Source organism: Massilia oculi (assembly GCF_003143515.1).
Classification (GTDB): domain Bacteria; phylum Pseudomonadota; class Gammaproteobacteria; order Burkholderiales; family Burkholderiaceae_D; genus Telluria; species Telluria oculi.
In genome coordinates, this window is the sequence record NZ_CP029343.1 from 3,649,806 (window position 1) to 3,668,895 (window position 19,090).

Below are 19,090 nucleotides of genomic sequence, written 5' to 3' on the forward strand. Positions count from 1 at the left end.
AATTGCGACATTGGAGCAAGAGCAGCTGAACACTTTTCATCGCTCATAAATCCGCGCAACCAGTTCTGGCGCCTCCTGGCGGCGCTGACCAATGAGGACATGCTGGCGGTCCCCTACGCCACCCGCATCGACCTGCTGCGCAAGCACCATATCGGCCTGTGGGATGTGCTCGGGGAGTGCGAGCGGCAGGGAAGCCTCGATTCCGCGATCCGCAAGCCGGCCGCCAATGACTTCGAACGGCTGCGCCATCGATGCCCCGAACTGGCGGTCGTCGGCTTCAATGGCCAGGCTGCCGGAAAATTCGCCCCGCAATTCGCTGCGCAGGGCTACAGGACGGTGGTCCTGCCGTCGTCATCGCCGGCCCACGCCGCCCTGTCCTTCGAAAGCAAGCTCCCGCACTGGCAGCAGCTGCTGCGGCACGCCTAGCCGGCGGCCGTGCGCCTTTCACGCTGGCGCCTGGTCTTGCGACTCGACCAGGGCGCGGATGCGCGACGCCAGCGCCTGCATGTCGAATGGCTTGGTCACCACCTGCATGCCGGCCATCAGGTGGCCGTTGCCGACCGCGGCGTTTTCGGCGTAGCCGGTGATGAACAACACCTTCAGGTCCGGCCTTGTCTGCCGGCCGGCGTCGGCCATCTGGCGGCCGTTGAGGCCGCCTGGTAGGCCCACGTCCGACACCAGCAGGTCGATCGGCACGTCCGATTGCAGGATCTTCAACCCGGTTGCGCTGTCGCCGGCTTCGAGGGCGGTATAGCCCAGGTCGACGATCGTCTCCGCGACCAGCATGCGGATCATCGGCTCGTCGTCGACGATCAGCACATGGCGATGCGTCGCCACCGCCGCGGGCGGGAGCGCGGCGGTTTTTTCTTGCTCGGTCGAGACTTCACCGACATGCCGGGGAAGATAAATGGAGACGGTCGTGCCCGCACCGGGCGCGGAGCTGATATGCACCTGTCCGCCAGACTGCTTGGCGAATCCATACACCATGGACAGGCCCAGCCCCGTACCTTCGCCGACGGGCTTGGTGGTGAAGAACGGTTCGAACGCCTTGTCGAGAATGTCCGGCGCCATGCCCACGCCCGCGTCGCTTACCTGGAGGGCCAGATATGCGCCTGGAGGGATATCGTGCAGCTGGGCAGCGCGCTCGTCCAGCCAGCGGTTGCCGGTCTCGATGGTGATGTGGCCGCCATCGGGCATCGCGTCGCGTGCGTTGATGCAGAGATTGAGGAGCGCGTTTTCGAGCTGGGATGCATCGACCAGCGCGTTCCACAGGTCCGGCTCGGCGATCACTTCGACCGCGATGCCGGGACCGACCGTGCGCTGGACGAGCTCATGCATGTCGGCGACGAGCCGATTGACGTCGGCCGGTCGCGGGTCCAGCGTCTGGCGTCGGGAAAAGGCCAGCAGCCGATGGGTGAGGGCGGCGGCACGCTTGACGCCGCTCTGCGCAGTCAGGATGTAGCGGTCGACATCCTTGAATTGGCCGTTTAAGGCGCGCAATTGCATCAGCTGTAAGGCCCCGGAGATGCCTGCCAAAAGATTGTTGAAATCATGCGCCAGGCCGCCGGTCAGCTGGCCGACCGCTTCCATTTTCTGTGATTGGCGCAACGCTTCCTGCGTTTCGACGAGCTTCGCGGTGCGCTCGTTCACACGCTGCTCCAGGCTCGCATTCAGGTCGCGCAGCTCGGCGGCGACCCTGTCGCGTTCCGCTTCCACGCCGCGTCGCGCAGTGATATCGATTAACACGCCCGGGAACCGGTCCGGGTTGCCGTCGCCGTCGCGCTCGACCCGGCCGTTGGCCTCTACCCAGTAATGGATGCCGTCGTGGCGGCGCACCCGGTATTGATGCATATAGGTGCCGCCATGCTGCACCGCATTGGCGACCGCCTCCCTGAGAGCGGCCCTGTCGTCCGGATGAACGGCGTCCATCACCGGCTCCAGGCTGATTCCCCGGTGGCCGAGCGCCGGATCCAGTCCGAACGCGCTGGCAAAGCCTTCATCGATGGAAAACTGGTTGGTCTTGATATCCCAGACCCAGGTGCCGACGATGGCTCCGGCCGCCAGGGCGAGCTGCACGCGTTCGGCGTTGGCGCGCGCCGCGACGGCGTGCGAACGCATGTCGTCGTCCGCTTGCTTGCGCTTGGTGATGTCGACCGTGGTTCCTGAAAAGCGGACCGGCCTGCCATGTTCGTCGTAGATGAGCTTGCCTTTGCACTCGACCCAGCGCAACGCCTCGCCAGGGATGGCAAGACGATATTCCACCAGGAAGTCGGTGCCGCGTACGAAGGTGTCGCGAATGTCTTCGCGCAGCCCGGGCAGGTCCTCGACGACCACGAACTCCTGGTATTGCTCCATGGTCAAGCCTGCTGCTGTCCTTTCCCTGTCGAGCCCGTACAGCCTCGCGAAGTTGGCGTCTCCATGCAGCAGGTCGGTGTCGACCATCCAGTCCCACAGGCCGACGACGCCAGACGCCGATAGGGCCAGTTCCAGTCGTTCATTGGCCGTGCGAAGACGGGATCGTTCTCGTTGAAGCGCTTCGATCTCCTCTTGCATGGCGGCAACGGAGCAGGGAAGGGCAGGAATGTGTTGGTAAAGCATGGAAAAATGGCTGGCCAGAACAAGCCCCTACTCTACACCTGCCGCCCTGTTTGCAGCGGACATCCGGGAAGCGTTGTTGGCTACGCGCATCGTGCCTGGCCCAGCGGAAGACGCGAGCGCCATCCCGCGGCCCGGGAAGGCCGGCCGCGCGGCATGGGACGCAGGGCTAGCGAAGCCGGGTTCCCGTCGTCGCCACCTTGCGCAACTGCGCCAGCTTGGCCGAGTACACCTCGCGCATCTCCCCCCGCGTGCTGTGATCGACCGCCAGCGCGATATGCTCGCGCGCATCGCCCAGGCGCCCGAGCTTGAGGTGCGCAATCCCCAGCCAGAACCTGAACTCGTCGTTGTACGGCGCCCGTTTCACCTCGCGTGCGAAGAGCGCCACGGCCGCGTCGAAGTCGCCGGCCTTGAGCGCCACCATGCCCTGGTCGAAATAGTGATACGGCGGCGTCGGCTCGATCGAGGCGATCCGTTTGGCCAGCGCCTGCGCCTCCTGCGGCCGGCCCAGCGTCAGCAGCAGCGGCTCCAGGTTGCGCAGCACCGACAGGTTCTCGGGCTCGCGCGCCAGCGCGGCCTGGAAGGCGCGCTCGGCCAGCGCCAGCTCGCCGTGGCGGTGGTAGATCACGGCCAGGGTATTGAGCGTGGTCGCCGTACCCGGACGCGCCGCCACCGCCGCGCGCGCCCACCAGTAGGCATCAATGATGCGGCCCTGTATCAGCGCTTCGGCGGCGCGGTTGTTCAGGTAGAGGGCGACGACGTCTTCTTCTTCCAGCTCGCGGGTGCGCAGGCTCGCGGCTTCGTCGCGCGGGATGAAATCGACCACCAGCACCCGTTCGGGGTCGTAGCCGCGCAGGACGTCGGAAGCATGCTGTCCCAGGCTGATGTTGATGTGGGCGCTCGACAGGTAGATGCCGTCGGTGCGGCTCCAGCTGTCCGCCACCTCCACGCTCCGGAAGCGCACCGGCATCCCGAGTTCCTTCGCGAAGGCGGCCGTCATGACGACCAGCGACAGGCAGTTGCCCTTGCGCGCCTGATACGTTTCGCTGGCGGTGCGCGTGATGCGCGATTCGTATTCCAGCTTCAGGTCGGTCTTGCTGTACAGCGCGTCCACCAGGCCATGGCGCATGCCCTTGGCGCGCAGGCGCTGGGTGAAGGCGGCGCTGTGCAGGTAGTCGCGCATCGCGGGGCTGAGCGTGAACAGCTCTTTCGCGCCGACCGCTTCGGACGGCGGCGCGAAGCGCTCATCGGCGAACAGCGCGGTTGGCGGGGAGGAGGGGACGGTGCTGGCGCAGCCGCCCAGCAGCAAGGACAGCGACAGCAGTCCGGTCACGAGGCGCTTCATGTCTCCTCCCTGTACGCGCGGGTATTTACATTCCAGTATCCGCTCGCCTCAGGCAGAAGTCAAAGAGGATCAATCCTCGTGGAAGGCTTCCAGCAATTCGTCCAGGATCTCGCCGGTTTCCTCGCTCGATAAACCGAGATAGGCGCAGGCCGCGGCGCCGCCCTTGCTCCACTCGTTCGACTCGGCGTGGCCCTGGTAGCGGCAGATCGCGCTCTCGGCCAGCAGCGACAGCGCGACCAGCGAGCGGACCGGCGAGGCCGTCGACACGTCGTCGATCACGGCGTAGTCGTGGTGGTGCAGGATGGCCCACGACACGTGGTCCGACAGGCCCCAGTTACGCGCCAGCAGGCAGCCGACGGCGGCGTGGCTGGTGTCATGGCGTTCGACTTCGAGCGCGGTGAAGGGGCGGACCGCTTCGAGCGAGGCCGCGCCATAGGTGACGTTGTAATCCTTGAAACGCTCCATCAGCAGCGGCACGCCGGTATCGCAGAACAGGCCGAAGGTGTGGGCCACGTCCGCTTCGCCCATGCGCAGGCGGCGCGACAGGAACACCATCGCCTGCGCGCGGCGGGTGGAGATATCCCAGAAGCTGGCCAGGGCCGCGCTGTTGGCGGGAATCGCCTGGCGCGCCAGCAGGCCGGTCATCATCGCAGCCACCTGGTTAATGCCGAGGAACAGGATGGCCTGCTCGATCGACTTGGCCTTGCGCCGGCCGCCATAGATGGCCGAATTGGCAAGTTTCAGAAGGGCGCCGGACATGCCGACGTCGCTCGCCACGATCTTGCCGATGGCGTCCAGCGACGGATCTTCCGCCGCCAACTCGCGCTGCAGGTCGGCGAGCAGGCTGGGCCGAGGCGGGATGCGGATCGATTTGATCAGGGCATCGACCTGGTCGATCTGCGGAATGGGCTCGACGACGGTGTTCATGGAAGTAGAGGCGCGAATAGGCTTCGCGGAAATGCGGAGGACCCCGCCACTATACCCGAGTCATTTCTTTATTGCAGCAAGGCAATGCCATTATCACGCTGTTCTTGTATCCATTTCACCAAAACGGCGGGTCAGGCTGCCCCACGCTAGAATCGTCGCATGGCTATTTCTACAATTGCAGGGATCGATTTTTCGGCGCCGGCGGACCTCGTTGCGCGGCAGCTGATCGGGGTCACCGTGCTGGTCGACGGCGTCGGCGGCCGCATCGTCGAGACCGAAGCCTATGACCATGAAGACCCGGCCTCGCATGCCTATGCCGGGCCGACCGAGCGCAATGCGTCGATGTTCGGGCCGCCCGCGCATGCTTATGTCTACAGGTCGTACGGCATCCACTGGTGCCTGAATTTCGTGTGCCAGGAGGCCGGTCACGGCGCCGGTGTGCTGATCCGGGCGCTGGAGCCGGTGGCGGGACTGGATGAGATGCGGGTGCGGCGCGACGCGCTGGATGAACGCCTGCTGTGTTCCGGGCCGGGCAAGCTGTGCCAGGCGCTGGGCGTGACCCGGGCGCACAATGGCATGCCGCTGTCGGAACGACCATTCGAACTGCTGCCGGCCGCGCCGGGATTGACGCTCGTGGCCGGGCCGCGTATCGGGATTTCGAAGGCGGTCGATGTTCCCTGGCGGTTTGGCTTGGCCGGTTCGCGTTTCGTCAGCCGGCCGTTCCGCTAGCCGCGCCGCGCTTCAGGCGCGCCGCCGCGTGGGGGCCGCGGGCAGGGCGCGCAGCGGGCCGCCCCGCATCGCGCTACCCGATGCGCGCCGTTCGCCCACGCCCTGGAAGACGGCTTCCGGCGCTTCTTCCGCGGTCGTTTCCTGTGGCGTTTCGACGCCCGCGACAGCGGCGTCCAGACCCGGTGCGATGCGGAAGATCGCCACCGCCTTCGCCAGGTTCACGGTCTGCTCGTGCAGGCTTTCGGCGGCCGCAGCGGCTTGCTCGACCAGGGCCGCGTTCTGCTGGGTCATGCCGTCCATCTGTCCAACCGCGCGATTGACCTCGGCGATGCCGTCGGCCTGCTCGGTGCTGGCGATGCTGATGCGGCCGATGATGTCGTTCACCTGGCGCACCGAGGACACGATGTCGCCCATGCTGGCGCCGGCCTCGCTGACCGAGGCGTTGCCGCGCTCGATGATGCTTACCGAATCGGCGATCAGGCCCTTGATTTCCTTGGCCGCCGCCGCCGAGCGCTGGGCCAGGGTGCGCACCTCGCTCGCCACCACGGCGAAGCCGCGTCCCTGCTCGCCGGCGCGCGCCGCTTCCACCGCCGCATTCAGGGCCAGGATGTTGGTCTGGAACGAGATGCCGTCGATGACGCCGATGATCTCGACGATCTTGCGCGAGCTGGCCTGGATCGATTCCATCGTCGTCACCGCCTGCTGCACCGCCTGGCCGCCGCGCGACGCCAGTTGCGACGCCTGCGCCGCCAGTTCCGAGGCCTGGCGTGCGTTGCTGGCATTGTCTTTGACCGCGGTGGTCAGGGTCTCCATGGTGCTGGCGGTCTGCTCGAGCGAGCCGGCCTGCATCTCGGTGCGGGTCGACAGGTCCAGGTTGCCGCTGGCGATTTCCTGCGACGCCGTGTCGATCGAGCGCACCGCGTTCATCACGCTGTGCAGGGCGGCGTTGAGGCGCGCGATGGTGTGGTCGAGCGCGCGCGCGGTGTCGTCGATCTCGTCGCGGCCTTTCGCCTGCAAGGGCGGCGCGTCGAGCCGGCCCTCGGCCAGTTCGCCGACCGTGCGCGCAATCGCGTTGATCCCGCCCAGCATCGAGCGCCGCACCAGCATCGTCACCGCCAGCGACAGGCCGACCGAGAGCAGCACCAGGCCGGCCATGCTCAGGCCCAGGCCGCGGAACTCGGCCTTGGCGGCGGCATGGGCGTCTTCGCTCATCTTCTTTTCCAACCGGGCCAGGCGCGTCAGTTCGGCGTCGAGGGCGACGAACTGCTGCTCGGCCTTCTGCATCGAGTTGGTGGCGATCGACTGGTCGATCGAGGCCATCTCGATGGTCTCGCCGACCGCCTTGCGGTAGCTCGCCAGCGCCGCCTGCGAGGCCTCGATCGGCGCGCGCTCGTCCGCTTCGGCACCCTGCGCGAACTTGCCCAGCTTGTCGCCGATGGCGGCATGCCTGCGCCCGATGTCGGCCGTCAGGGCCGTCAGGCGGTTCTGGGCGAAGCTGCCGTTGACCCAGGCCAGCAGCCGGTAGGCGTTGGCGTGCGCGAAGCGCGCCTCGCCGGCGACGTCGGCCACCGCCTGCAGGCGCGCGGCGCGTACCTGCACCATATGTTCGAGCGAGGTGTTCTGGCGCACCATGCCGTAATAGGCGGCCGCCGAAAGCAGGGTCAGCAGGACCAGCACGAGTCCCGGGGCCAGCAGCAGTTTCTGGCCGATCCGCAGTTTGTTCAGCATGGGAGTTACTCCGTGAGAGAGGGCGCGCGAAGATGGAGACCCGCTTAGGGTGGACGGCCCCGCCGTCCACCCTGCGTGCCAACGTCAATGGTGTTCATTTCTTATAAATTCCCGCCTCCAGCACCACGTCGTCGACCAGCAGGATGTACGTGGTCTTCGGCTCGATCTTGCCGGTGGTCGGATTCTTGTACTGGTAATCGACCCAGCCCTTGCCCTTGGCCGCGGCCAGCTCGATGATCTCGCGCCGGTATTTCTTGCCGTTCGCATCGGGCACGTCGGTCAGGTCCTTGCCGACGATCGACGGGTTGTACGGGTGGGCCAGCACGATGCCGGTCTTGACGTCGCGCAGGTCGACGTACAGCGAGCCCTGGACGAAGCTCGGATCCTTGGCATTGATGAGCTTCATCATCTCGGCCTTGCCCTTGGCCTTGATCACGGCGGCGCCGCGCTCGGCCATCGCGATGGCGTCCTTCTCGGTCGGCTCGTTGGCCAGTGCGTTCGTGGCGGCCAGCCCCAGGCAGAGGGCGGCGGTGGTGGCGATCATCTTCATGGAACGTCCCTTTCAAGTGAATGCTTATAAGATATTTCTCAAGTGCACGGACTAATGTACCGAGCTGCGACGGGGTGGGATTGCGTTCGCACAACGGCAACGGCTGCGATCCGGTCGCGTTGTGTCGTTGCCTCATTTCGTCACGCCATGCCGCGGGTTTGTCCCAACTCCGGTGCCGGAAACAGTGTGGTTGATTGAGGGCAATCCATATTGCATACAGCTCCCTAAGATGAGTGCTTCCCGGCAACTTGCCGCCTGTCATCTCACTGGAGAATTCTCGTGACCACGACTGCATCGACGCCCTCCAAGTTCAAGCCGTATACGCGCCAGTCCATCGTTACTGCGCGTCAATGGGAATGGCTCACGCCCGAGCTGCAGGAAGCCGTACAAGTGGTGTCCCACGTGCTGCCGTTTCGCACCAACGCCTATGTGATGGATGAGCTGATCGACTGGAAGCGCGTGCCCGACGATCCGATCTACCGCCTGACCTTCCCGCACCGCGACATGCTGCCGGCCCAGGAATACGAGCAGCTGCGCGAGCTGGTGCTGCACAAGAAGGACGATGCCGCGATCGCGCGCCTGGTGCACGACATCCGCATGCGCATGAACCCGCACCCGGCCGGCCAGATGACGCACAACGTCCCGCGCGTGAACGACGCGCCGCTCAAGGGCCTGCAGCACAAGTACATCTACCGCTGTAAAACGCCCCTCATAAAATGTTGTTTATTTGCTCTGCATAGCTGTGATTACATTGATGTGGGATACTGGTCAGCATGCTTCATAACTATCCAGTTGCCCCGGTCAGCAGCGTTGCCATCCTCGCCGCAGCGTTGGAGTTGCAACGTACCCACGGTACGGAGTTCGCCGCACGCTTCCTTGAGCCGTACCAGTTCGACCCGGAAGTGGTCAAAGCGTTGCTTTACCCAGATCGGGAATGATCGCCGCTGGAATCCATCGCACCCCATCCCACCTCACAAGATACGGACCTGTCGACACCACCTGTTAGCTAAGTAGTACGGCCCGCTCTTTCTTACATTAACTGCGCAGATTTTCGCTTCCCACCACTGTGAGAAAGGGTGGCTTTTCACTGTCCTAGCCATGTTACAATTTCTTACAAAATAGTTGTTGACTTGAATGCATAAATGCACTAGACACCACTTGACTTCAGACGACTCGTATGGTAGTATTTTGCTTGTGACTCGGACCGCTGACACGTAACACCCGCTCGGCGTCCTCTTCAAATTCCAGTTCAAACAAACAGACAAATAGGAGCAGTGCATGCTTAACGCATACGCACGTCGCCCCGCATTCGGCATGCCCGTTTGCAGCGACGAGTATTACCAACGGGTCGATGCCATCATCGCCACCCTCCGAGAAACGGCATCACGCAGTGTGATCGCTGCCCACCTAAATAGGTGCGGATTCTCAACCCCGAGGGGCCTTCCCTTCGACAGACAGCGGCTGGGGAACTATCTTCGCCGTACCAAAGTTTAATTATTAAAGGAACTACAATGACAACAAAGCAAACCGCCGCTGCGCAGGCATCGGCAACCACATCACCGACCGTACTGACATTCGGTCGCCTGCCAGCCAACATCGACCTGTTCGAGAACACCTTTACGGCGTTTGCTCAGGCAGCGGCCTTGGTCCGTGCAGGATATGTATTTTCGCCCGGTACAGCGCCGATGATCTTCCCGAACGGCACGGCCACCATTAGCCTCACTCTGGGTACACCAGATCAGGCAGCATTTGATGACGCTATGAAGTCTGTTCAGGCTGGTCGCGATGCGGAAGAAGCCGCGTTTGAGGCTCGCGTGCAAGCGGCAGCAAAGCACATCGTGGACAGTGCAGCCAAGGCAGCCCGTGACGCCGAGCTTAAAGCGAAAATCACCGAGCAGAAGATTGCGCTTGCCGCTCTTGAGGCAGCAGCGGGGGTTGCGTGAAAGCCCTGACAGTACGCTTCGTGCCAGCCCCGAGAACCACCAGCAAGCCGCTCGTTGCAATCATCCCAGCCCCGGCAACTTATCGCTCGTTAGCTGCGCGGCGAGGAAGTAAGGGTAAGCCACTGGCACCGCAGGCCACTACCGGCGTCAACGATGCCAAGATCGCCTCTCTACTCGCAATGTTCGGTCGAAGCTGGCAACCGAAGGCGAAGTAACCGCGATTGCAGGCCCGCAGAAGGCCCGCCAAGGCGTTTGTAGTAACTCGCAAGGGGTAGACCCGCCATGACTGCACAAATCGCTCCAAGAGCCGTTTAAGCCAAATTCAGTGCGGGCATAACCAGAGCCCTTCTATGATGTCACGGCTAGACGCCTCCAGCAACATCGAGAACGTATTAGAACAATTCCCAGCACCTCTTCCGATGGATGTTTTTCATAGGAGAAACCCACGACGAGGGAGGAATATTCTCCGGGCTGTCATGTCAGTAACTCAGTTGTATTACAAAGTAGCTACTTGGTAGTACGTTAAGATTTATAAGGAACTCAATGACCATTTACAAGAACAACGCTGTACTCGACGCCAACGGCGGTCTGCATAGCTCCCGAGCGTTGGATACAGCAATCTCCATCCTCAAACACCATGATCTCTGTCAGCCGGTACTGTTCCACCTCGTACTCACTGGTGGACAAGTCACCGACTACCAAGCGACGATCAAGGCCCTTGCCCGACGCCTGCGGAATCATGGATGCCGAATCGAATACTTCGGCGGTTACGAGTCAGCCGAAGACAAAGGCGGCGTACACGCTCACTGCTTCCTGTTGATCGAGACTTCCAAGAAATCACCCTTCAGGATCATGAGCATCGCTGACGGTGACTACCTCCACAAGCTAGCCGACCGGAAGAAGATCAACCGCATTCACGTAGCGAAGCCACAGAACCCGATGCACGAAGGTCAGTTCTTCGCTCGACCAGTGGTAGCTGGGGGCAAGCTGGCGAACTGCCTTGAGTGGGTCAAATATGCCTACAAGAGCCGCAGCAAGGCCGGTGTGCAGAGGCGTGAAACCTACTTCAACTCTGAATTCAACGCCAACACCGCAAAGCGCGTGGCCGAGAAGGCTGCGATGGTAGCCCCGACAGCCAAGGCGACGGTAGCAGCATGATCGCCAATCACCTGACCCAATCAGCGTTTAACTACGTAGGTGCGATCTACGAGGAAGCCATCGACGCCGGGATGCATCTAGGCGACGTACAGCACCACCTGTCGAGGAACGGTATTCACAAGTCGCTACTGGCGATCAAGATCGAGTTAAACGATTTATACTGTTTTCATCGTTACGCCGAGACCCACCCGGCTCCGCCGACGCAGACTTACGAACAGATTGATACGCAGTTAGCCCGAAGACACGACGTTAAGGCGTAAGCTAGAGTCATCAGGCGAGATATCCACCTCTGGTCGTTGAGCTACGGTCGGCACATCTTCCAACCGCTGGACTTGCGCATCAAGCGCCCTAGCTTGCTCTTCTACAATGTCGTTTATCTGCTGAACGACTACGTTTGCTGCTTCAGCACTATCAGGCAACAACACACCGTTCTCAATGATCCCGTCTGCTTGCGGCAACTTCTGACGCTGGCTCACCTCGATCAACTGCGCCAACGCCTGCGTTGCAGCAGGCGAACGCAACGTGCGGCTGTCGGTAGTCGCGATCAGTCCATTGGCAGTCGATATGGTTGTTGGCTTTGAATCATGCAGGTCCGTATCTGCTTGCGCAGAGAACCAGCCCCACGCGGGAGCCGCTGCAAACAGAAGAGAAAGCGCTACGAACGCCCACCCCGCGTCTTTGTCCATCATGAGCATGCCCGCGCCTGCTATGAGGGACACCCCAGCCAAGACAACCATGGCAACTAACAGCGTTTGACTTCCGTTCGGCTTTAACTCGACTTGCGTTGTAACGGTGGCCCTTGGCATCGCCGGCTCTTCGTCGCTCATGGCGAGATACCATTAATCGTGATTGTGCCGTCTGGATTCCTACGAGGAGCCAGGGAAGGAGCATTCTGGAAGATTATCTCGTTACGGCTGTTGAAGAGGTGGACGATCTTCACGGTCTCCGGACCGTATTGAATAACCGTCGAGGGGTCGATCACACAGTTCAGCAGTTCAAAGTTGGTAGACCCGACAAGGAGGCGGCAGTTATCGAAGCGGCAGCCGACAAAGTGGAATCCGTCGAGCGTTACAGTCTTTCCATTGTAGTAGAGGCCTTCAACTACAGGGCGACTATAGAAATTAGCGAAAGACGGCTGAGTACGGATGCCCTGCATTGCTGGATGAGCTTGTGCAAGCCCACCTGAAGGAGGGCGAAGTCCACCCAATTTGTTGTCATTACTCATTCGATATCCTTAGCTGTCGTTTTATCAATTTACATCAAGGCAACTGCCATTGCAATGTCCCGCATGCCACCGAGGAAATGAAGCTAAGGGCCACTTGCATATCCACAACAGACAAATAGGGTGGTCAACGGCAGAACAGTCAGAAATAGGCCATTTTTTACCCTTCCACACCCTAGACAGTGCTTGTAAATGAAAGGCTATTTAGGGTATACTCTATTTAACTTATCAAACAAACACGATGAATCAACCATGACCCAGCGTATCGCACGGATTTACCAGCGAGTCTCGACGGACTCCCAAGACCTGACCCGCCAAAAGAAGCTTGTGGAGGATGCTGAAGCCGCTGGCTTCTACGTGGCGGGCGTCTATTCGGAGAAGATCAGCGGAACCACCAACAACCGCCCTGAATTGAATCGGCTGATTGCCGACCTCAAGAAAGGTGATGTTGTTGTTGCCGAATCGCTAGACCGCATCAGCCGCTTGCCGGTAGCTGAGGGAGAAGCCCTGATTGAACGCATCACTGATAAGGGAGCGAAAATCTCTGTTCCCGATCTAATCGACCTCTCCGAAGTCATCGACAACTCGACCGATGAAATGGTGCGGATCGTACTGGAAGCGAATCAGAAGATGATGCTGAAGATTGCCCTGCACATTGCCCGTAAAGACTATGAACAGCGTGCCAGCAAGCAAGCTTCTGGGATCGCGGAGAAGAAAGAAGCCGACAAGAGCAAGCCGCTGGAAGAACGTACGTACAAGGGCCGCAAGGCTGATACGTTCACCAACGCTAAGATCATCGAGCTTCGAGGCCTGAACTACACTATCGCCAAGATTGCCGACAAGCTGAGCGTCAGCGAATCGCAAGTTAAGCTGATCCTCAAGCGTGATAAAGCCGCGCAGACCGCCTGAGCGGCCCTGTAGTAAACGAACGGGGCGGAATCCTACCTGCCCCACCATCCCGCCAGAAAACCCGTCGGCGGGCTTCTAAACGCTTCCTAGGGGCACTTGTATATTTTGCCAGCAGGAACGCCGCCTATCATCCCATCCCCTACGGTGTTCAACCGCCTATTCGGTATGGCGACTTTTCAGAATTCCAGATCAAGAAAGGGCAGAAGGGTTGAAGTTGAAAAATTTTTTTTAGAAATTTTTCAATTTTCATGAATCGACCTTGACCCGTCGTGTACCCCTACCGTTCGGCGTGGTGACGACACCGCGATAAACAAACCCACCACCCGGCTTATCCAATAGCGTCTTTACAGATGCCGCAATGGCATTCGCCGCCACCAAGTTTGGAATTTCGCTACGATACTCGGAACTGTCATCCGGCTTAACAAGAAGCGTCTTTACGTTCTCCGCAATCACATCTGCTGCCACTTCGTCTGCAAAATCGTGTGGGTCGTCTTCCAATCCTAGACAGCCGATACGATTCTTGGACACAGCGAACATAGCTCGGGCTTCATCACCCTGTGTCACCAAGTAGCCGTCAGCGATATGCACCTTGACCCCTAGGCGATGAAGAAAGGCATTCGCACGCCTACGCATATCCTTATCGTTCATATCGACCTTCGCCCGAATCTCTGCCAAACTCAACTTGTCACCGCTTCCTGTCAGTTCTGCTTTCAGCCGCTCTACCTCGCCGCGAGTGGCAACAACTTTGCTTTCCGCTTGCAACATCAAATTGGTAAAAGTCTCCGATTCAGGATGCTGTGCCACCTTGTCTGCCAAGATTGCTAGCTTTTCCCGCTCCAGCAGTAATCGCCCCTCTGCTGCCGACAGTTCACGCGAAAGGCGTTCAGGATCGGGCATAGCAAAGTGCAATGCATCCAGTTCACGGAGCATGCACATGAACACATCTTCGCTTTCATCCAACCGCACATTCCTGGCTCCGTTGCACTGCCCATAGCGCTTGTTGGCACACATCAAATACTTGAACTTAGTACGCTGGATGATGTGCATGGCGCTGCCACACGCACCGCAAAACACCAGCTTGCCCCAAACGTTGAACGCCGCCGATTGCTTCGGAATCGACCCGGTTTTACGTGCTGCGATCCTCCCATGTGCCGCCTCAAAGGTCGCTGCATCCACGACAGCAGGGAAGTAACCGGGAATCGGGTCGCCACCGTCTTTCAGGGCCAATTCTCCAATAGCTGCCCGATTCTGGAGAATCGAAAGAACGGCGGTAGTTCCCCACCGTTCCCCCTTGTTAAACGTCCTGTAGCCTTCGGAATTGAGCGTCTGCGAAATTGCCGTGCTTCCCAAGCCCTGTAAGCACAATTCAAAGATACGGCCAACGGCGTACGCATGCTCGTTCACAATGTACGCACCATCCTTGCCAAGCGTAAGCCAGTTGGACACCCGACCGCCGATGTGATGCTTAGACTCCCTCGCCCGCTGAAACCGCTTCGCCCACTCAATCTTGCCGAGATCGCTTTTCCGGGCACTTTCTTTGTGAGCGTTATCAAGATGCAACACAGCTTGTAGAAGCTGCATCGTGTCCCAGTCGCTGGTGAATTTCATTTCAGGTCGTAACGTCACCACCGTCACGCCAAGTTCAGTGATGTCTGACAGTAACCCGACCGCCTGCATGGGCTTCATACGGGTGAGCCGGTCAAGGTGTTCAATAATTAAGCAGCACTTGGAGTCAATTTCTCCAGACTTGACGGCGGCAATGAACTCTCCAAGCGCCCCGCTATCCGCGTTTGCACCATGGAAGCCACTAACGGCTTCATCAGCAAACACACGCTCCGAAAGCTCGACGCCGTTGTCCTTACACCATTTCCGGGCAAGGGTCTGCTGTCGGGCAATTGAGGTTCCCTTTTTCTGAGCATCGGAACTGTAACGCGAGTATGAGTAGCCTTTCATACCCGCGATTCTAACGCCAAACTGCCAACAAGAGGGACGTTTTACATCACCACCTGTACAAGGAAACCGTGCTGTTCTTCCCCAGCGCCGGCCAGACCTGCCACGCCTACTGCACCTTCTGCTTCCGATGGCCGCAGTTCGTCGGCATGGAAGAGATGAAGTTCGATGCGCGCGAATGCGGCGAACTGGTGGCCTACCTCAAGATGCATCCGGACGTGACCGACGTCCTGATCACCGGCGGCGACCCGATGATCATGAATACGCGCTCGCTGGCCGAGTTCCTCGAGCCCCTGCTGGCGCCCGAGCTGGCCCACATCCAGAACATCCGCATCGGCACCAAGTCGGTCGCCTATTGGCCGCAGCGTTTCGTGTCGGACAAGGACAGCGACGACCTGCTGCGCTTGTTCGAGAAGGTGGTGGCGAGCGGGAAGAACCTGGCCATCATGGGCCACTACAACCACGCGGTCGAACTGCGGGCGCCGATCGCCCAGCAGGCGGTCAAGCGCATCGTCGGCACCGGCGCCACCCTGCGCATGCAAGGCCCGCTGATCCGCCATATCAACGAAGACCCGAAGAGCTGGGCCGAACTGTGGACCACCGGCGTGCGCCTGGGGGCCATCCCCTATTACATGTTCGTCGAGCGCGACACCGGGCCGCGCGACTACTTCGCGCTGCCGCTGGCGCGCGCCCACGAGATCTTCCAGGAGGCCTACTCGATGGTCTCGGGCCTGTCGCGCACCGTGCGCGGACCGTCGATGAGCGCCTTTCCGGGCAAGGTCGTGATCGATGGCGTGGTGACCATCAATGGCGAGAAGCTGTTCGCGCTGCAGTTCCTGCAGGCGCGCAATCCGGAATGGGTGCGTCGCCCGTTCTTCGCCAGGTTCGACCCGAATGCAACCTGGCTCGATCACTTGACCCCCGCGTTCGGGCGCGACCGCTTCTTCTTCGAGATGGAAAGCGGCGGTCCGTTGCGCGGTCCCGGCGGGCGCGTGATCCCGCTGGTCCCGGCCGGCCAGCGCGGCGAAGCCCAGCCCGACGCGGCCTGATGCCGGTTCCCGGTCCGATGATGCCAGCCGGCCTGGCTTCCCCGGCACCCCTGCGCCTGTCCGGCGTGGGGGTGTTCTTCTACGTGTTCCTGCCTTTCGCGCTGGGACACTTCCTGTCTTCGCTGCTGCGCAACGTGAACGCGGTGCTGGCTTCGCACCTGGTGGGTGCGCTGGCGCTCACGCCGGGCCAGCTCGGATTACTGACCAGCGCGTTCTTCTTCGCCTTCGCCCTGGTCCAGCTGCCGGTGGGGATGGCGCTGGATCGCTACGGGCCGCGCCGGGTGCAGGTGGCGATGCTGCTGTTCGCGTCCGGCGGCGCGCTGCTGTTCGCGAACTGCAGCGGCTTTCATGGCCTGCTGGCGGCGCGCGCCGTCATGGGCTGCGGCTTGGGCGGCTGCTTCATGGCGGCGGTCAAGGCGATCTCCACCTGGATCGCGCCGAACCGGCTGCCGTCGGTGCACGGCTACCTGATCGCGGTCGGCGGCATGGGCGCCGCCAGCGCCACCATGCCGGTGCGCGCCGTGCTGGAATACACCGACTGGCGCGGCCTGTTTTTCCTGCTGGCGGCGCTGGTGGCCTGTACCGGCCTGTTGATCGCGCTGCTGTACCCCAAGGCCGACGGCCCGGCCGCGCAGCGCGGTCCGCTGCTGCCGGCCCTGCGCGAAATCTGGCGCGCGCCGAGCTTTCGCGCGGTGGCCTCGCTGGTCTTGACCCCGCATGCGGTGTTCTTCGGGGTGCAGGGTTTATGGATCGGGCGCTGGCTGTCCGACGTGGGGCGCTATCCCGAGCCCGCGGTCGCCTATCTGCTCTACCTGGGCATGGCGGCGGTGGTGTTCGGCGCGATCGCGGTCGGCATGATCACCGAATGGGCCGGACGGCACGGCATGCCGCCGCTCGACGTGGCGGCTGCCGGCATCACCTTTTTCGTGCTGGTGCAGGCCGCCTTCGTGGTCGGTTACCGGCCCAGTGTCGCGATGCTGTCGGTGATGTTCACGCTGGTGGGCACGATCACCGGCATCGAGTACGCCATCGTGGCGCAGTCGATGCCGCGCGAACTGACGGGGCGCGCCGCGACTTTTTTGAACCTCCTGATCTTCATCGGCGCCTTCCTGGTCCAGGCCGGTTTCGGGCTGGTGATCGGCCTATGGGAGCCCGACATGCTCGGCCGCGCGCCGCCGGAAGCCTACCGCGCCGCCTTCGCCCTGCTGGTGGCGATCCAGCTGCCCGGCCTGTGGCGTTTCGCGCGCCGGCGCACGGCTGAGCTTTCTCAACCGTAACGTGCACCGGCGCCTTGTCATATACACTTCCCCCATTCCGACTCCTTGGGGAAAGTCATGGGCAAACCACTTCCGTTGATGTGCGCAGGCGCCGCCGTGCTTCTGCTGGCCGCCTGCGGCGACCGATCCACCTTGCCGCCCGGCGCCGACATGGGTTCGCAGCCGACCCTGAAGGAGCCGAACAAGACCCTGATCCCGACCGTCCACATCGCCCCGGCCAAGGGCTGGCCGGCGAACATGACGCCGACCCCGGCGCCTGGCCTGGCGGTGAACGCCTTCGGCACCGCGCTCGACCATCCGCGCTGGATCTACGTGCTCCCGAACGGCGACGTGCTGGTGGCCGAGACCAATGCGCCGCAGCGTCCGGAAAAGAGCGGTCTCTTCAACTGGGTGCAGGGCAAGGTCATGGCGCGCGCCGGCGCCGGCGTGCCGAGCGCGAACCGTATCAGCCTGCTGCGCGACGCCGATGGCGACGGCGTGGCCGAGCTGAAGCGCGTGTTCCTGAAAGACCTGAACTCGCCGTTCGGCATGGCGCTGGTGGGCGATACGCTGTACGTCGCCAATACCGACGCGGTGGTGCGCTTCCCGTACAAGGAAGGCGCGACCGAGATCCTCGACAAGCCGCAGCAGGTGGCGCCGCTGCCGGGCGGTCCGCTGAACCACCACTGGACCAAGAACATCATCGCCAGCAAGGACGGCAGCAAGCTGTACGCGACCACGGGCTCGAACAGCAACGTCGCCGAGAACGGCATGGACCAGGAAAAGGACCGGGCCGCGATCCTGGAGATCGACATCGCCAGCGGCAGGACGCGTGTCTTCGCATCGGGCCTGCGCAATCCGAACGGCTTGGCCTGGCATCCCGAGACCGGCGTCCTGTGGACCGTCGTGAACGAGCGCGACCTGATCGGCAGCGACCTGGTGCCGGACTACCTGACCTCGGTGAAGGATGGCGGCTTCTATGGCTGGCCGTACAGCTACTTCGGCAAGAACGTCGACACGCGCGTCGAGCCGCCGCGTCCCGACCTGGTGGCAAAGGCGATCGTGCCGGATTACGCGCTGGGCGCCCACGTGGCGGCGCTGGGCCTGGCCTTCTACGAGGGCTCGCTGCTGCCGGCGCAGTACCGCAACGGCGCCATCATCGGCAACCACGGCTCCTGGAACCGCAAGCCGCGCGCGGGCTACAACGTGGTGTTCGTGCCGTTCAAGAATGGCCGGCCGAACGGGAAACCGGTCGACATGCTGACCGGCTTCGTCAACAAGGATGGCGAGGCCCATGGCCGGCCGGTGGGCGTCGCGGTCGACCACAAGGGCGCGGTGCTGGTGGCCGACGACGTCGGCAACGTGATCTGGCGCGTGGTGCCGGACGCGGGGTGACGCGCGGTCAGGCGCATCCAGTGACCAGCAGGACCGGAATCCCGGCCCACGTGATCGCCACGAAGGCCAGCACCGCGCTGGCCGCGGCCACGTAATCCACGAACTCGGTCGACCCCTGCCGCAGGCGCTTGCCGGCGGCGGCGCCGCTCCATACGCAAATGGCCAGCGCCAGCAGCGTGACGCCGCCCAGCAGCCAGTGATTCGGCCCTTCGGGCCGCCAGGCGCCCGGCGTGCACTGGGCCGCGGCCACGATATAGCTGAAGCCGAAATGCGCGGCCCAGACCAGGAAGGGAAGCGAGGCGCGCGTGGCGCGCCGGAAGAATCGGTCGTCCAT

At 62.2% G+C, this 19,090-nt stretch carries 17 protein-coding genes and 2 pseudogenes; 10 read left to right on the top strand and 9 right to left on the bottom strand.

The genetic code is table 11. The features are described 5' to 3' along the window. Positions 1-9: 9 nt before the first annotated feature. Positions 10-426, top strand: a complete 417-nt coding sequence (locus tag DIR46_RS16625; protein ID WP_229446645.1) for a DNA-deoxyinosine glycosylase — start codon at positions 10-12, stop codon at positions 424-426. 18 nt (positions 427-444) lie between these two features. On the opposite strand, the gene DIR46_RS16630 is transcribed toward DIR46_RS16625, so the two are convergent. The 3 genes from DIR46_RS16630 to DIR46_RS16640 all read right to left on the bottom strand — a co-directional run bounded on the left by DIR46_RS16630 (position 445) and on the right by DIR46_RS16640 (position 4,867). Beyond that, a complete protein-coding gene (locus DIR46_RS16630; protein ID WP_109346219.1) occupies positions 445-2,598 on the bottom strand; it encodes a PAS domain-containing protein in 2,154 nt (717 codons plus the stop codon). Between the two features lie 166 nt (positions 2,599-2,764). Then, entirely contained in the window at positions 2,765-3,940 is a 1,176-nt protein-coding gene (locus tag DIR46_RS16635; RefSeq protein WP_109346220.1) for a tetratricopeptide repeat protein, read from the bottom strand. Positions 3,941-4,009: 69 nt separating this feature from the next. Continuing rightward, entirely contained in the window at positions 4,010-4,867 is an 858-nt protein-coding gene (locus tag DIR46_RS16640) for an HDOD domain-containing protein (protein WP_109346221.1), read from the bottom strand. 159 nt (positions 4,868-5,026) lie between these two features. On the opposite strand from DIR46_RS16640, the gene DIR46_RS16645 reads away from it, so the two are divergent. After that, the gene (locus DIR46_RS16645; protein WP_109346222.1) at positions 5,027-5,596 is read left to right on the top strand and encodes a DNA-3-methyladenine glycosylase; all 570 of its coding nucleotides are present in this window, start codon (positions 5,027-5,029) and stop codon (positions 5,594-5,596) included. Positions 5,597-5,608: 12 nt separating this feature from the next. Here DIR46_RS16645 and DIR46_RS16650 read toward each other — a convergent pair whose 3' ends face one another. Together DIR46_RS16650 and DIR46_RS16655 are read right to left on the bottom strand one after the other, a co-directional pair. Beyond that, positions 5,609-7,324: a methyl-accepting chemotaxis protein gene (locus tag DIR46_RS16650; RefSeq protein WP_109346223.1), complete on the bottom strand. Its 1,716-nt coding sequence runs from the start codon at positions 7,322-7,324 to the stop codon at positions 5,609-5,611. 94 nt (positions 7,325-7,418) lie between these two features. Next, entirely contained in the window at positions 7,419-7,874 is a 456-nt protein-coding gene (locus DIR46_RS16655; protein ID WP_109346224.1) for a cache domain-containing protein, read from the bottom strand. Positions 7,875-8,153: 279 nt separating this feature from the next. Here DIR46_RS16655 and DIR46_RS16660 point away from each other — a divergent pair. The 4 genes and pseudogenes from DIR46_RS16660 to DIR46_RS26660 all read left to right on the top strand — a co-directional run. Continuing rightward, positions 8,154-8,561, top strand: a pseudogene (locus DIR46_RS16660) (lysine 2,3-aminomutase); the annotation flags it as partial. 824 nt (positions 8,562-9,385) lie between these two features. Continuing rightward, positions 9,386-9,817 carry a hypothetical protein gene (locus tag DIR46_RS16665; protein WP_109346225.1) on the top strand — a complete coding sequence of 144 codons (432 nt, stop codon included), beginning with the start codon at positions 9,386-9,388 and terminating at the stop codon, positions 9,815-9,817. A gap of 543 nt (positions 9,818-10,360) precedes the next feature. After that, positions 10,361-10,975: a hypothetical protein gene (locus DIR46_RS16670; RefSeq protein ID WP_109346226.1), complete on the top strand. Its 615-nt coding sequence runs from the start codon at positions 10,361-10,363 to the stop codon at positions 10,973-10,975. Continuing rightward, on the top strand, positions 10,972-11,235 hold the full coding sequence (locus DIR46_RS26660) for a hypothetical protein (RefSeq protein WP_162819538.1): 264 nt from the start codon (positions 10,972-10,974) through the stop codon (positions 11,233-11,235). The genes DIR46_RS16670 and DIR46_RS26660 overlap by 4 nt, the downstream gene beginning before the upstream one ends. On the opposite strand, the gene DIR46_RS16675 is transcribed toward DIR46_RS26660, so the two are convergent. Together DIR46_RS16675 and DIR46_RS26665 are read right to left on the bottom strand one after the other, a co-directional pair. Then, complete coding sequence (locus tag DIR46_RS16675) at positions 11,206-11,802, bottom strand: hypothetical protein (protein WP_109346227.1); 597 nt, start codon at positions 11,800-11,802, stop codon at positions 11,206-11,208. The genes DIR46_RS26660 and DIR46_RS16675 overlap by 30 nt on opposite strands. Continuing rightward, positions 11,799-12,200 (bottom strand): hypothetical protein, encoded by a 402-nt coding sequence (locus DIR46_RS26665; protein WP_162819539.1) that lies wholly within the window; start codon positions 12,198-12,200, stop codon positions 11,799-11,801. The genes DIR46_RS16675 and DIR46_RS26665 overlap by 4 nt, the downstream gene beginning before the upstream one ends. A 249-nt stretch (positions 12,201-12,449) precedes the next feature. Here DIR46_RS26665 and DIR46_RS16680 point away from each other — a divergent pair, with 249 nt between their 5' ends. Continuing rightward, positions 12,450-13,106 (top strand): recombinase family protein, encoded by a 657-nt coding sequence (locus tag DIR46_RS16680; protein WP_109346228.1) that lies wholly within the window; start codon positions 12,450-12,452, stop codon positions 13,104-13,106. A gap of 246 nt (positions 13,107-13,352) precedes the next feature. Here the strand turns inward: DIR46_RS16680 and DIR46_RS16685 are convergent, their stop codons facing one another. Beyond that, entirely contained in the window at positions 13,353-15,059 is a 1,707-nt protein-coding gene (locus DIR46_RS16685; RefSeq protein ID WP_109346229.1) for a recombinase family protein, read from the bottom strand. 50 nt (positions 15,060-15,109) lie between these two features. Here DIR46_RS16685 and DIR46_RS16690 point away from each other — a divergent pair. The 3 genes and pseudogenes from DIR46_RS16690 to DIR46_RS16700 form a co-directional block, all read left to right on the top strand. After that, a pseudogene (locus DIR46_RS16690) lies at positions 15,110-16,105 on the top strand (KamA family radical SAM protein); the annotation flags it as partial. Next, positions 16,105-17,382 (top strand): MFS transporter, encoded by a 1,278-nt coding sequence (locus DIR46_RS16695; protein ID WP_109346230.1) that lies wholly within the window; start codon positions 16,105-16,107, stop codon positions 17,380-17,382. The pseudogene DIR46_RS16690 and the gene DIR46_RS16695, both read left to right, overlap by 1 nt. A 57-nt stretch (positions 17,383-17,439) precedes the next feature. Next, positions 17,440-18,756 (top strand): PQQ-dependent sugar dehydrogenase, encoded by a 1,317-nt coding sequence (locus DIR46_RS16700; RefSeq protein WP_109346231.1) that lies wholly within the window; start codon positions 17,440-17,442, stop codon positions 18,754-18,756. A gap of 7 nt (positions 18,757-18,763) precedes the next feature. Here the strand turns inward: DIR46_RS16700 and DIR46_RS16705 are convergent, their stop codons facing one another. Continuing rightward, positions 18,764-19,090 (bottom strand): hypothetical protein, encoded by a 327-nt coding sequence (locus DIR46_RS16705; protein ID WP_109346232.1) that lies wholly within the window; start codon positions 19,088-19,090, stop codon positions 18,764-18,766.